Source organism: Tessaracoccus yangjingae, from assembly GCF_055326235.1.
In genome coordinates this window covers 82,069-95,812 of sequence record NZ_JBUZNN010000007.1, presented here as the reverse complement: position 1 = coordinate 95,812, position 13,744 = coordinate 82,069, and the positions used below count along the sequence as shown (strand labels likewise).

11 protein-coding genes are annotated in these 13,744 nt (G+C 71.6%); 5 read left to right on the top strand and 6 right to left on the bottom strand.

Going from position 1 to position 13,744, the window contains the following annotated elements; genetic code table 11:
- The first annotated feature begins 10 nt into the window (after positions 1-10).
- Both ACZK5D_RS11400 and ACZK5D_RS11395 read left to right on the top strand, forming a co-directional pair.
- Positions 11-1,696, top strand: a complete 1,686-nt coding sequence (locus tag ACZK5D_RS11400) for a glycoside hydrolase family 10-like protein (protein ID WP_463665342.1) — start codon at positions 11-13, stop codon at positions 1,694-1,696.
- Positions 1,697-1,856: 160 nt separating this feature from the next.
- The gene (locus ACZK5D_RS11395; RefSeq protein ID WP_463665341.1) at positions 1,857-3,182 is read left to right on the top strand and encodes a lycopene cyclase family protein; all 1,326 of its coding nucleotides are present in this window, start codon (positions 1,857-1,859) and stop codon (positions 3,180-3,182) included.
- A 434-nt stretch (positions 3,183-3,616) separates the two neighbouring features.
- Here the strand turns inward: ACZK5D_RS11395 and ACZK5D_RS11390 are convergent, their stop codons facing one another.
- Positions 3,617-4,276, bottom strand: coding sequence for a LysR substrate-binding domain-containing protein (locus ACZK5D_RS11390; RefSeq protein ID WP_458995607.1), 660 nt, complete (start codon positions 4,274-4,276; stop codon positions 3,617-3,619).
- A 103-nt stretch (positions 4,277-4,379) separates the two neighbouring features.
- Here ACZK5D_RS11390 and ACZK5D_RS11385 point away from each other — a divergent pair, with 103 nt between their 5' ends.
- Both ACZK5D_RS11385 and ACZK5D_RS11380 read left to right on the top strand, forming a co-directional pair.
- Complete coding sequence (locus tag ACZK5D_RS11385; protein WP_463665340.1) at positions 4,380-5,387, top strand: magnesium transporter; 1,008 nt, start codon at positions 4,380-4,382, stop codon at positions 5,385-5,387.
- Between the two features lie 56 nt (positions 5,388-5,443).
- Positions 5,444-5,806 carry a DUF5997 family protein gene (locus ACZK5D_RS11380; RefSeq protein WP_463665339.1) on the top strand — a complete coding sequence of 121 codons (363 nt, stop codon included), beginning with the start codon at positions 5,444-5,446 and terminating at the stop codon, positions 5,804-5,806.
- Positions 5,807-5,972: 166 nt separating this feature from the next.
- On the opposite strand, the gene ACZK5D_RS11375 is transcribed toward ACZK5D_RS11380, so the two are convergent.
- The 3 genes from ACZK5D_RS11375 to ACZK5D_RS11365 all read right to left on the bottom strand — a co-directional run bounded on the left by ACZK5D_RS11375 (position 5,973) and on the right by ACZK5D_RS11365 (position 9,472).
- Positions 5,973-6,986 carry an alpha/beta hydrolase gene (locus tag ACZK5D_RS11375; RefSeq protein WP_463665338.1) on the bottom strand — a complete coding sequence of 338 codons (1,014 nt, stop codon included), beginning with the start codon at positions 6,984-6,986 and terminating at the stop codon, positions 5,973-5,975.
- A gap of 11 nt (positions 6,987-6,997) precedes the next feature.
- Complete coding sequence (locus ACZK5D_RS11370; RefSeq protein WP_463665337.1) at positions 6,998-8,269, bottom strand: LssY C-terminal domain-containing protein; 1,272 nt, start codon at positions 8,267-8,269, stop codon at positions 6,998-7,000.
- Between the two features lie 210 nt (positions 8,270-8,479).
- On the bottom strand, positions 8,480-9,472 hold the full coding sequence (locus ACZK5D_RS11365; RefSeq protein ID WP_463665336.1) for a DUF4349 domain-containing protein: 993 nt from the start codon (positions 9,470-9,472) through the stop codon (positions 8,480-8,482).
- Positions 9,473-9,920: 448 nt separating this feature from the next.
- Between ACZK5D_RS11365 and cls the strand changes: the two genes are divergently transcribed.
- Positions 9,921-11,372 carry a cardiolipin synthase gene (gene cls, locus ACZK5D_RS11360; RefSeq protein ID WP_463665335.1) on the top strand — a complete coding sequence of 484 codons (1,452 nt, stop codon included), beginning with the start codon at positions 9,921-9,923 and terminating at the stop codon, positions 11,370-11,372.
- A gap of 311 nt (positions 11,373-11,683) precedes the next feature.
- On the opposite strand, the gene ACZK5D_RS11355 is transcribed toward cls, so the two are convergent.
- Positions 11,684-12,424 (bottom strand): TSUP family transporter, encoded by a 741-nt coding sequence (locus ACZK5D_RS11355; RefSeq protein ID WP_463665409.1) that lies wholly within the window; start codon positions 12,422-12,424, stop codon positions 11,684-11,686.
- Between the two features lie 37 nt (positions 12,425-12,461).
- Positions 12,462-13,736 (bottom strand): MFS transporter, encoded by a 1,275-nt coding sequence (locus ACZK5D_RS11350; RefSeq protein ID WP_458995601.1) that lies wholly within the window; start codon positions 13,734-13,736, stop codon positions 12,462-12,464.
- Between the last annotated feature and the right edge of the window lie 8 nt (positions 13,737-13,744).

Here is a 13,744-nt window from a genome sequence, read left to right as displayed (position 1 = left end):
GGAGGATCACATGAGAAGGCTCATCACCGTCGTCCTCGCGGCGCTGCTCGCCGCCGTCGCCTTCCCCGCGACACCGGCGTCGGCCGCCCCCGCCTCGCAGTGGCGCTCGGTCTGGGTGGACGCGTTCAACCCGGGCCTGTCGTCGGCTCAGCAGATCACCCAGGTGGTCGCCGACGCGAAGGCCGCCAACTACAACACCATCCTCGTGCAGACCGCACGCCGGTTCGACTGCTTCTGCAACGAGTCCACCTACCCGCGCAGCTCGACGATCGGCACACCCGCCCCCTTCGACCCGCTCGCCGAGGTGATCCGCCAGGCCCACGCCGCCGGGCTGCGCGTGCACGCCTGGTTCAACGTGGGCACCCTGTGGAACAGCGCGACGGCGCCCGCCGACCCCGCCCACGCGTACAACGCCCACGGCCCGTCCGCCTCGGGCGGCAATCGCTGGCTGGACAAGCGGTACGACGGCGTGGAGATCGTCGGCGCCAACTCCTACGTGGACCTGGGCAACCCGGCGACCGTGGACTACATCGTCGCGGGCGTGAGGTCGATCGTCGATAACTACGACGTCGACGGCGTCAACCTCGACTACATCCGCTACCCGGACCGCAGCGGCACCATCGCCGGCAACGACTGGGGCTACTCCGCGACCTCGCTGCAGCGGTTCGCAGCCGCGACCGGGCGCTCAGACAAGCCCCTGCCGTCGGACCAGCAGTTCGCGCAGTGGCGCCGCGACCAGGTGACCGCCGTCGTCCGCCGCGCCGGCCAGACGGTGGCCGCCGCGGACCCGTCGGTGGTGTTCACGGTTAACGCCGTCTCCTACGGCTACGGGCCCTCCGCCACCCGCACCTGGCAGCAGACCGAGCCCTACGTCAGCGTCCTGCAGGACTGGTACGGCTGGGCGTGCGCGAAGCTGGTCGACGCCGTCGTCGTGATGAACTACAAGCGCCAGCACGACACCGCCCAGGCCGCGATGTTCACGTCCTGGAACCAGTTCCTGGTGCGCGTGAAGAGCGAGACGGGCCGGCACATGGTCTCCGGCGCGGCGCTCTACCTCAACACCATCCCCAACTCGGTGGCCCAGGCGCGGGCCGTCACGTCGGCCGGGCTCGGCTGGTCCGGCTACTCGTACGCCAACGCCAGCCAGGCGGCGGCCGCCTCCACGTCCACGACGGTGAAGGCCGACGAGCGGCGCGCCCTGGCCTCCGCGCTGAAGGCGAGCGTGTTCCCCAGCCCGTCGTCGGTGCCGGAGATGACGTGGAAGCCGGACGTGGACGTCTACTCCACCCCCGGCTACCACCAGGTCAACGGCCGCGAGTGGCGCACCACGTGCGAGCCGTACTCGCAGACGGTGCGGTGCCGCACCGAGATCTGGGCCACGACGGTGACCTACACGGGCGGCCGGTACGTCAAGACCACCGCATGGGTGTTCAACAATCTCACGTACCTGCCGTACATGCCCCGCGAGCAGTGGGGGGACAACCCGCTGGCCAACGACTCCGGCGGCCGGGTGTTCATCTCCGGCGGCCGGCAGTGGAAGACGGAGTGCGACACGGCCGTCACGGGTCGCGGCGGGTGTCGCAGCTACATCCTGTCGCTGGGGGTGGTGCAGGCCGCGCAGAGGACCGACGGCACCTGGTACTACTTCCGCGCCGACCAGTGGGTGTTCAACAACATGGTGCGGTTCGAGCAGTAGCTGCGAGGTTCCGTCCAGGCGGCAATCCGCTGCAGGAGCGGGGGCTGGGGGGGAGGGGTTTGAGCCGATGGATGGGTTCGCGCGCGGCCCCCCGCGTGAGCTGAGCGTGGGCCGCGTCGCGAACCCATCCATCGGCTCAAACCCGTGGCACCATGGCCGCGTGAGCAGCGCAACCAGATTCGACGTCGCCGTGGTGGGGCTGGGGCCGGCCGGGCGGGCGCTGGCGTCACGGTGCGCGGCGCTGGGGCTGCGGGTGCTCGCCGTCGACCCTCGCCCAGGCGCGGCGTGGATCCCCACCTACGGCATCTGGGGCGACGAGCTGGGGGCGCTGCCCGAGTCCGTGGTGAGGTCGCGGGTGGCGGGGCCCGTGCTCCGGGCGCACGGGGAGTACCGGCTCCCCCGCGACTATCTGGTTCTCGACAACGCCGCCCTCCAGGCCGCTCTCCCCCTCGACGGGGTCGAGGTCCGACGGGGGCGCCTCACCGACGACGAGGTCTCGGACCTGCGCGGCGAGGCGCGGGTGGTGGTCGACGCGCGGGGGGCGCGGCCGGGCGGCCTGGTGCCGGATGATCCCTCTCCCGCGCAGACGGCGTACGGGATCGTGGTCTCGGCCGACGATGCGGCCCCGGCCCTCGCCGGCGCCCCAGCCCTGCTGATGGACTGGCGCACGGACTGGTCCGCGGACGCCGAGCCGACGGGGACGCCGTCGTTCCTCTACGCCATCCCCTTGGGACAAGGGCGGATGCTGCTCGAGGAGACATGCCTCGCGGCGGCGCCGGGCCTGCCGATCGACGAGTTGAAGGCGCGGCTACGGCGGCGTCTGGTGTCGCGGGGGGTGGCGGAGGGCGTCGTCAACGCGCCGCTGGAGCGCGAGGTGGTGCGGATCCCCATGCGCGGTCGCGGGGCGCCAGCGGTGCCGGGGACGTTGGCGGTGGGGACGGCGGGTCGCGGCGGGAACCTTGTGACCGGGTACTCGGTGGCGCACTCGTTGGCCCGGGCGGGCAGTCTGGCTGGTGAGGTCGCGGCGAGGGTCGCGGGCGGTCACTCAGGTGAGAAAGCGGGGTCCCTGGGTGGCGAAGTCGCGGGAGGTCAAGGTCGCGGCGGGCGTGCCCAGTCCGTCGGCGCGTCGGGTCGGGCCGGAGCGTCGGATCAGGCGGGGGCGTCGGCCAGGGCCAGCAAGTTGGATCGGGCCGGCGCAGCCGACCCCTTCGGACCTGCGGACCTGTTCCGAGAGATGGGGCTCCGTGCGCTGCTGCGTCTGGACGTCGCCGGCACGTTGGGACTGTTCGACGCCTTCGGCCGCCTGCCGGCGTCCGCCCAGCGCGACTTCATGTCCCGCGACTCCACCGCCCCCGGGCTCGCCAAGGCCATGTGGGGAATGTTCGCCCGGATGCCGGTGCGCGACAAGGGTCGGCTCATCGCCGCGACCCTCGGCCCCCCGTCGCTCGGCTCCTCACGCCTTCCGCGTCGCGGACCACGGTCCTGAGGTTGGCCGACGGCGCGTCCCGCCGCCAAGTGGACCACTCACCGCCGGGCAGTCCGAGTCCTGCACGCCCGCTCGCCCGTCGACCAGTCCGCCCGCCCGGGCTATAGGCGCCTGCCTTATCGTTCCGCGCCTGCGCTCCAGGACAGGCGCCTAGATGCAAGCCAGGCGCGCGGACGCAAGGCAGGCGCAGAGACTTCAGGCAGGCGCAGGGACATAGGGCTGGCGCGGGGACCGGACGACGCCTAAGCCGCTGGGGGCCGCGAGCCGCACGCTGCGGTTCCTGTTCTTCCAGACCGATCCCCGGGGCCCCATCGGCATCGAGGGGCAGCCTGGAGGAACAGAAACCGCAGAAGTCGGCCAGCGCACAGCGGGCCAGGCACGGCGGACACCGGCGCGACGCCCTCATCCGCGACACCGGCAGCCTCGCAGCACCGTCACCGGCGACGCGGCCGCCTCCCGCGCGCGGGCGGGCGCATCGTCTTCCCCGGCGCGGTCGCCTTCCGCGCCTTCTCGGCGGGCTTGGCCTCATCCCCGCGCTCGCGGGCCGACCGGGAGCTGTTCACCGTCCGGCCGCGCACCACGCCGATGAACTCCTCGATCCACTCGCTGTCGTTGTCAGCGCGCCAGGCCAGCGCCACCGTCGTGGGCGGGGCATCGACGACGGGGCGGTAGACCATGTCGCGGCGGCTGCCCGAGCGGGCCACGGACATCGGCACCCGCAGCACCGCCGCCGAGTAGCTGGCCAGCTCGATGCTCTCGGGCTCCGCGTCGTCGATCACGCGGACGTCGGCCAGGTCCTCCGCCGTCAGCTCGTCCAGGACCGTCAGCTCGTGGTCCTTCGACATCCATGCCACCGGCACCTCGTCGTACAGCGGGATCGCGTGCAGGCCTTCGGTGGAGACGGGGAGCCGGACGAAGCACATGTCGACGGCGTCGTCGACGAGCGCCCGCCGCTGCTCCGGGACCGTCAGCTCCAGCACCTCCAGCGGCACCCGCGGGAACCGCTCCTCCCAGATCCGCCGCCACTTGGTCAGCGTCACCCCGGGCACGAAGCCGATGCGCAGGCCGGAGGAGGGGTTCGACGGTGTGTCCACCCGCGCAGGCTACCCCGCGCCCGGCCGCGGCCCGGACGCAACGCCCCGGATCGCCAGCACCCGCCGTCGGCGCGCACTAGCGTGGACGCACGGAGGCCACACCATGGACACCACAGACTCCACCCCCGGCCCGGTCGCGACCGAGGCCCCGCTGCTCCCCGGCTCGATCGAGCAGTACGTCATCGCCGACGTGCCCACCTGCCACCCCGGCGACACCGTCGCAGACATCCGGGCGACGCTCGCCGGACGGGCATACGAGTCGGTCGACGAGGTGGTGGTCCTCTCCTCCCCCGACTCCCGCCTCCTCGGGCTCATCCCCATCGCCGCGCTGCTCGCCGCCCCCGGCCACCTCACCGCCGCCGACGTCATGGACGCGGATCCCCCCGTCATCCACGGCGGGTTCAACGAGGAGCAGGCCGCGTGGAAGGCGGTGCGGCACGGCGAGTCGAGCCTCGCCGTCGTCGACGATGACGGCCGGTTCCGCGGCCTGGTCCCCCCGACGCGCCTCATCGGCGCCCTCCTCCGCGACCACGACGCCGACTTCGCCCGCCTCGGCGGTTACCTGAGGTCGACGGCGTCCGCCCGGCGGGCCTTCGAGGAGCCGCTGAAGCGGCGGCTGTGGCATCGCCTCCCGTGGCTGCTGGCCGGCCTGGTGGGGGCGGCGCTGTCGGCCTGGATGATGGGCGGGTACCAGGAGGCCATCGAGTCCGACATCCGGCTCGCGTTCTTCGTGCCCGGCGTGGTGTACCTCGCCGACGCCGTCGGAACCCAGACGGAGGCGCTGATCATCCGGGGCCTGTCGGTGAACGCCCACGTGCGGCGGGCGTTCCGTCTCGAAGCGCTCACCGGATTGGCGATGGGTCTCCTGCTCGCCGTGCTGGCGTTCCCGGCGGTGTGGCTCGCGTTCGGCTCGGTCAACCTTGCCCTGGCGCTCGCGCTCGCCCTGCTGGCCGCCTGCTCACTGGCCACCATCGTCGCGATGCTCCTGCCCTGGGCGATGGCGAGGGCCGGCCGCGACCCCGCCTTCGGCAGCGGCCCGCTGGCCACCGTCATCCAGGACCTGCTCTCCCTCCTGGCGTTCTTCGTCATCGCCGTCCCGCTCGTGGGGTGAGCGCCTGGGCGCATCGCCACCTCCCCGAGACGACGGCGCACGGCTAGGCTCACGGCATGAGCCAAACCATGAAGCCGCTCACCGCGGCCGCCAAGCTGGGCATCTACCTGCCCGCGGCGCCGGAGGAGTTCCAGACCACGCCGATCAGCCGCGACGAGCTGGACGCCCTCCGCGACAACCCGCCGTCGTGGCTCGTCGAGCTCCGCCGCAACGGGCCCTTCCCGCGCGACGTGGTCGCCCAGAAGCTGGGCGTCTCCCGCTCCGGGCTCGCCCGGGGCGGCATCACCGAGGCGCTGACCGCGGACCAGATCGGCGCGCTGATCGCCGACCCGCCGGGATGGCTGACCGACGAGCGCGAGACGCACAAGAAGGTGTTGAAGGAGGAGCAGGCACGCCAGCCCAAGGCCGGATCCTGGTAGGTAGCCGCCCCCGTCGGTGGTGTGGTTTGAGCCGATGGATGGGTTCGCGGATCGGCGCGCGCTCAGCCTGAGCGTGGGGCGCGCCACGAACCCATCCATCGGCTCAAACCACACCCACCCACCCACCCACCCCGCCCACGCGGGGCGATCGGCTACATGGCGCGGGTCACTGACCGGTGGAGTCCGGGTCCGCCAGGGCGCGCCGCAGGGCCGCGACCCAGGACGCTGTGAACGCCTTCATCGACGGCGCCGGCACCATGTCCATGCCGTGCGGCATTCCCGGCACCACCTCGAGCTGGACCGCCACGCCCGCCTCCTCGAGCCGCCGCGCGTACTCGAGGTCCTCGTCGTGGAACAGGTCCAGGTCACCCACGCCGATCCACGCGGGCGGCAGGCCGGTGACGTCGCGGCGGCGGGCCGCGGACGCGTAGGGACGGTCCTCCTCCTCGCGCACCGGATGCCCGAGGAACCACTCCCAGGCGTGCCGGTTGTGCGACGACGTCCAGAGGATCTGGCCGCGGTGACCGGGGTCGCGGAGGACCGTGCGGTCGTCGAGCATGGGGTAGATCAGGACCTGGAACGCGACGGGGACGCCTTCGTCGAGGGCGCGTTGCGTGACCATCGCGGCCAGGCCGCCGCCGGCGCTCTCCCCGCCCACCGCGATCCGTGATGGGTCGATCCCCAGGCGTTCGGCGTTGTCCTGCAGCCATCGGAGCGCGGCCATGCAGTCGTCGAGCGCGGCCGGGAAGGGGTGCTCGGGAGCGAGGCGGTAGTCCACCGTCGCGACGAGGATCCCCAACTCGCGCGACACCCTCATCCCCACCCCGTGGTTGATCGCCGCCATGCCCGTGATCATTCCGCCGCCGTGGATCCACAGCACGGCCCCCGACGGCCCGGCGCGCCCGGGAGGTTCGTACAGGAACCCGGTGCTCCACTCGTCGAAGCGCTGTGGCACCGCGCCGCCGCGGACGATGGCGCGGTTGGCGAACTGCTCGACCGCCGGATGGCGACGGGGAGGCCGTCCCGAGTGCTCCTCCGGTAGCAGGTACAGCCACGGGGCGCGGAGGTCCGGGGCCACCGCGTCGACGGCGGGGCGCCGCCGCTCAACGCGTCGCCGCAGGGCCACCGCCCCGGCTATGGCCGCCCCCGCTCCCAGGGCCGCGATCAGTCGTGCGCGCATCCGGTGTCTCCTCAGTCATCTCGGGTGGTGAAGCCGCGAGCAGCCTCGCTGGACAGGGCCATGAGCATCAGCACGCTGATCGCCAGCGGGATGAGCGACAGGCCCAGCGGACCCTGCTCCTCCCCGAACGTGCGGGACGTGAAAGTGGCACCGAGGCCCATCACGCTCAGCGCGCAGAGGGCGAGCCGGGCCCAGTTGTGGCCGCGGTACACGCCGACGGCGAAGACCACGTCCGCAAGGCCGGCGACGAGGGCGACGATCGCGAGGAGAGTGACCGCCCGCTGGTCCTGCCCGCCGGCCCCCGCCAGCGCCGACCTGCCCACGAGCAGCAGCGCGCCGATACTCAGGAACGACAGTGCCCGCAGGCTCGTGACCACCACCCCGAACGTGACCTGGGCGGGACGTCGGCGGGCCCGCCGGACGACCGGCACCTGGGCCGGCGCCGTCGTGTCGGGCTCGACGTCGAGCGCGGTCAGGTTGAGGATCGGCAGGTCGCCGTCGGTCTGGATGAGGTCGCCGCCGCCGTTGCGGGAGTGGTACCCGGTGAAGAAGTCGTTCAGCACCGTGAGGTGGGCCTGCGGTTCGGCGGCCCGGACGGTGGCGATGATGTGGTCGCGCTCGTCGTCGACCAACGGGTCGATCTTGTGGGTCACCTGGAGCGTGAACAGCGACAGGCCCACCCGCCGGTCGTAGGTGCCGGCGGCGAGCCAGTCCACCGCGAACCCGCCGGGCAGCAGCCAGCCGTCGGGGCAGCGCCAGAACCGCACATGGTGCCGCTTCGACGGGCTCCCCGCGACCTCCTGTTGGTAGGCGAAGTCCTGCTGGCGGCGGAACAGGAACAGTGGGCTCACCGGGGCGGCGGCGTAGCTTCGACGGCGCAGCGTGCTCGTCACGATCCCCCAGCCAGTGCGGAGGCTCAGGTCGTCCGCCCTGGTCCAGCCGGCCGCCACCATGGCACGGTGGATCTGCGCCTCGTCGCCGAAGAAGGCCAGGTTCACCGGGTCCCCCAGCAGGCCGTCGGAGGTGCGGGTGCGGCCGATGAAGTAGTCGGGCAGGTAGATCCGGGTGAGGATGCGGTGGACGCGGGGCAGGACGAGGTAGGCCACCAGCGCCCAGAACACGACCATCAGCAGCATGGGCCAGCCTGGGCGGATGCCCTCGACGAAGGTCAGGTACGCCAGCCAGATGGCTGCAAGGGCACCGATGATGAACAGGGCTGTGTCGATCCGCGCCAGCCACCGCTGCGGCCATCGCACGGGCCGGAGATGGTGGGCAGTCGTCACAGGGACATCCTGCACCGTCGGCCGATCTGCTCGTGCTGCCTTGCGGGCTTCAGCAGGCATCGCGCGCCGGGATGCGCGGAAGCTGCTGATCAATGCTCTTCTCGGCAGGGACGTGCCGGATCGGATGATGACCGATCAGTGGTTCGCCTGATTGTCATCGCCTGATTGTCACGCTGAGTGGCGTACTCGACCCTCAGCGTGACATTCAGGTCAGCCGGCGGGGGGCGGGGTGGCGTCCCCGTCGGTCGCCGGGGCTGGGGCGGCGGCGGGGGGCACCGACGCCGGTGCCGCGGGCGCGGCGGCCCTGGCGCGACGACGCCGGATCCACGCCCGGATGGGGAAGAACAGGATCAGCGCGGTCAGCCACAGCGGCGACGAGGCGATCAGCACCGTCAGCGTCACCGTCAGCACCTGGGCCGCGCCGCGGATGCCGCTCGTGATGGCGTCGACGAAGCCCCAGGACCCGCCGTCGGGCCTGACCACAGCCTGCGGCTCGGTGAGCTCCACCGACACCGTCGCCATCGCCGCCTGCCGCTCCAGCCAGGTGACTTGGGCGTCGAGCGACTCGATCTCGCCGCGGACGCGCCCCAGCTCAGTCTCGATGGCCAGCATCTCGGTGACGTTCTTGGCGGCCTCGAAGAACTCCCTCAGCCGCACCTCCTGGGCGCGCATGTTCTCCAGGCGGGCGGACAGGTCCACGTGTTCCTGGGTCACGTCGTCGGTGGCCTCGGACTGGTAGGTGACCTTCCCGATCTTGGCCACGTCCGCGATGAAGTCCTCGTACGCATCGGTGGGGACGCGGACGGTCACCCAGCCGCGCAGGGCGGTGCCGTCGCCGACGAGGTTGCCGCGCTCGTCGTAGTGGTACAGCCATTCGCCGTTGTCCGTGGCCACCTGCATGTTGACGACGGTGCCCTCGTAGGTGCGGGCGAGGTCCTGGATGCCGGTCACGGCCTCCGCCGTGCTGGTGACTTCGAGCCGCATGGTCTTGTTGCGGATGATGAGGCGGTCCCCGTCGCCGGCGGTGTCCTCGTCGCCACCCTTCTCCGGCATCGCGACCCCACCGTCCTGCGCGGGCGCGGGATCGACAGCGGGCATCTCCTCGCTGCTGGATCCGGCCCCGGAACACCCCGCCACCAGGACCGTCATGAGGATCGCGGCCACCACCGCCAGCACCCTCCGCAGCCACGTATTCAGCTTCATCGTGCCTCCTCGCAGGACTTCCGCCGGGCCGGAGGCCGGGCCGTCTCGACGGTGTCGCGGGCCGGATCTTCGGTGCATCGAGCCTACACCCGGCCCCGACCGGGACCCGTTGCCGGACGGCTCCTTCCTCGCGTCCACTCAGACCTGGGCGCCAGTCCCTCGCCCACAGTGGGGCACTGGACCCCCGCTCGGGCGCCCACCCTGCGGTTCCTGTTCCGCCAGGCCGCTCGTCGTCGCCCCATGGCGCCCCGGCATCCGTCTGGAGGAACACGAACCGCACGGAGTCGCCGGCGCTTCCGGCTCGGCTCCCTCCCTCGGGGGTTCCCCGGCCCGATCTCACCCTCCATGGGTGAGCTGCGGAGCGACGCGCCGGCCCTAGTATCCCGAGCAGACCACCCAAGGAGGCGTCCATGACCGAGCCGGCCCCCACCACCGCCCGGAGCCAGCCGTGACCTGGGACGGGTCGACGATCACCGCGATCCTCACCGTCCTGCTCGTCGCCTACTGGATCGTGGTGGCGATCGTCCTGATCACCGACGACCGCGACCCCACCACCACCCTCGCCTGGCTCCTCGTGCTGCTGGCGTTTCCCCTCGTCGGCCTGGTCTTCTATGTGATGTTCGGCCGCAACTGGAAGAAACGGGCCGCGCGGGACCCGAGGGTCGCCGCACGCGCGGCCGCCGCCGCGCCGACGCTCGCCCGGATCCGCGACCAGTACCGGGAGGTCCACGAGGGCGCCGTGACGGCGGCCGAGGAGACGGGCCACGACAAGCTGATCCGTCTCATCGAGCGCACCGACGGCGCCACCGTCCTGCCCGCCCACAACGTGGAGATCCTTGTCAACGGGCAGGTCAAGTTCGACGCCCTCAAGGCGGACCTCGCCGCGGCCACCGACACGATCAACATCCAGTACTTCATCTGGGAGCGGGACCAGCTCACCGCCGAGCTCACCGAGATCCTGCTCGACAGGCTGGCCGCCGGGGTCGAGGTGCGGATGCTCAACGATTGGGCCGGCAACATCATGTACAAGAAGGACGAGATCAAGCGGCTGCAGCAGGCGGGCATGCGGTTCCACTACGACGTCACGGACCCACGGCAGCTCAACTACCGCAACCACCGCAAGATGGTGATCATCGACGCCACCCGCGGCTACACCGGCGGCATCAACGTCGGCCAGGAGTACATCGACGGGGGCAAGCGTTACCCCCACTGGCGCGACACGCACGTCCGCTTCGACGGCCCCGCCGTCGCGGAGCTGCAGAAGCTGTTCGCCCGGCGCTGGATGGACGTCGACGGCGAGGACCTCCACACCGAGCGGTTCTTCCCCGCGTCCTACCCCGGGACGGGTCCGGGCGTCCTGACCCAGACGGTGGCCACGGGCGTCGACGTGGCGTGGGACCCGGCCAGCCGGGCCCACGTCGTCGCCATGGCCAACGCGCATTCCCGCGTGTGGATCCAGTCCCCGTACCTGGTGCCCACGCCCGACATCCAGTCCACCATGATCGACGCGGCGCTGTCGGGCGTCGACGTGCGGTTCATGATGACGGGGATGCCGGACAAGAAGATCGCCTGGTGGGCGGCCGAGACGTTCTTCGAGCAGCTGGCCACCGCCGGCGTGCGCGTCTTCCGCTACACCAGGGGCTTCTTCCACGCCAAGACCATCACCATCGACGGCGAGGTGAGCGCCATCGGCACCCTCAACTTCGATGTCCGTTCCCTGGTGCTCCACAAGGAGCTGATGACGTGGTTCTACGACCCGGCCATCGCCGTGCAGCAGGAGGAGCTGTTCGAGGCCGACATGGCCGACTGCGAGGAGATCACCATCGACATGATCCGCGGCTGGACCCCCGCCAGGCGGCTGCGCAACGCCACGATGCGGCTCACCTCCAACCTCCTCTGACTCCCGACGCCGACCCGCCCCTATCGCTGGCTGAGGTGCCGCGACCCTCTGACTCCCGACGCCCACCCGCCCCTATCGCTGGCTGAGGTGCCGCGAACCTCTGACCCCCGACGCCCACCCGCCCCTATCTCTGGCTGAGGTGACGCGACCCTCTGACTCCCGACGCCCACGGCGGGCCGAGGACCCGCATCAATCGCTGGCTGAGGTGCCGCGAAGCGGCCTCGAAGCCTAAGAAACGCAAGCTGACAAGTATCTCTTCAGGGGCTACGAAGCGGCCGCTGACACCGAGCGCCTCGCCAGCGGCCAGGGGGTCAAGCGGTGGCAAGGGCACCCAGCCCGTCCCACAGCGTGAGCAGGGCGCCGGTGAGGGCCAGGGTCCAGGTCACGGCCGCGGCGGCCCGGGTGGGCACCCGCCGCGACACCAGGTCACCCACGACGATGCCCACCAGCAGGACCACGGCACCCACCCCCCACTCGGGAAGCGAGAGGCGGGGCCACGTCGTCGGGTCCGCCCACACCCTCGCCGCGACCGTGGCGGCAGACAGCGTCACCAGGTACGGCTGCAGCGTGGCGAGGAAGGAGCGCTGCTCCCAGCCGGTGAGGTCGCGGGTGGCGGTGAGCGCCACTCCCCCGACGCCGGCGAGGCTGGTCATGGCCCCCGCCACGGCGCCGGTGCCCACCAGCAGTGGGGCGCTGCGCGCGACGGCGCGGGACCTGCCCACCACCGTCGAGCCGACGAGCGCCACCAGCATGACGCCGGCCGCGACCACCTGCGCCTCGGCCCTGGCCACTACCGTCGACACCCCTGCCCCGACGGCGATGCCGACGAGGCTGGGCGGGACGAGGAGGCGGTAGGCGCGCCAGTCGGCGTCGCGGAGGACCCGGGCGAGGACGAGCAGTGCCGACGTGGCCCCGAAGAGCTGCACCAGCGTGATCCCCTCCCCCGGACCGACGGCGAGGATGACGAAGGGGGCCACCACGATCGCGAACCCGATGCCCGAGGTGCGCTGGAGCACCGCGCCGACGAAAACCGACGCGAAGACCAGCGGCATCACGGGCGGGACCCGTCGACCGTGGTGGCCCCTGCGATCACTTGACGCTGCGGATCAGGAGGAAGCAGCAGATCGCCAGCCCCGCCGCGACGGCCGCCGCGACGAAGACCATGTGGTAGCCGAAGCCGGTGATGACGGCCGCCGCCAGCAGCGGGCCCGCGATCTGGCCGCCCGTGTTGGACAGGTTGAGGATGCCGAGATCCTTGGCGGCGGTCTCCGGGTTGGGCAGCACCGAGATGTTGAGGGCCTGGTCGACGGCGTTGAACGCGCCGAAGCCGATGCCGGCGAGGACGGCGTAGGCGATGATCATCGTCGGCGAGGCGGACAGGAACGGCATGAACACGCCTGCCCCGATGAGCGCGGCGGAGAGGACGACGGGCAGCTTGAGGCGGCCCAGCTTGTCCGCGACCGGACCGGCCACGAACGCCATGCCGATGCCGGCCACCATGATGATGGTCGCGGTGAGGCCGATGTAGCGGGCGGTGTCGGCCTTCTCGAGCAGCATGTAGTCGGTGAGGATGTAGAGCAGGTAGCCCTGGATGGAGAACTTGGCCACCATGATGAGGAACTTGCCGGCCAGCGCCAGGTAGTAGTCGCGGCAGTTGCGGGTGGCGAAGACGAAGTTCTCCAGCACCATCGTCTTGTCGAAGGCCTTCTTCGGCATCGCGATGCTGGAGGCCTCGCGGAAGAAGATCGACGCCAGCGGCCCGGCGAGCGCGGTGAGGACCGCGAGGACCATGAACCCCGTCGAGGTGTTGCCGAGGAACTGGGCGCCGATGACCTGGCCGAGGCCGGTGCCCACGCCGATGCCGAGCGCGTAGGCCGACGCGGCGCTGCCGCGGTGCTGCGGGGCGATGCGGTCGGAGATGGTGGCCAGCAGCGGCGCGATGATGGCGTTGAGGAACACCTGGTAGACGGCCCAGGTGAGCACCAGCGCCGTCGCCGTCTGCACCTGGCCGAGCACCATCAGCGCCACGAGGGACCCGACGGAGCCCACCCAGATCCACGGGGTGCGGCGGCCGAAGCGCGTGCGCGACAGGTCCGAGAACGCGCCGATCATGATGTTGGCCAGCGTGGCCACCACCATCGAGACGGTCGAGTTCAGGGCCACGATGGCGGCCTTGTTCTCGCTGTCGATCTCGGCGATGCGCGCCGGGAGCAGGACGCCGACGGCGCCGAGGTAGGCGACGATCCAGCAGAAGGCGCCGAACGCCAGGCCGACGGCGAGGCGCCACGGGAACCGCGGCTGCTCCTCGTCGGCGGTGCGGGCGCTCCACACGGGCGCCTCGTCGATGACGATGCTTCGTTGCATTGGTGTTC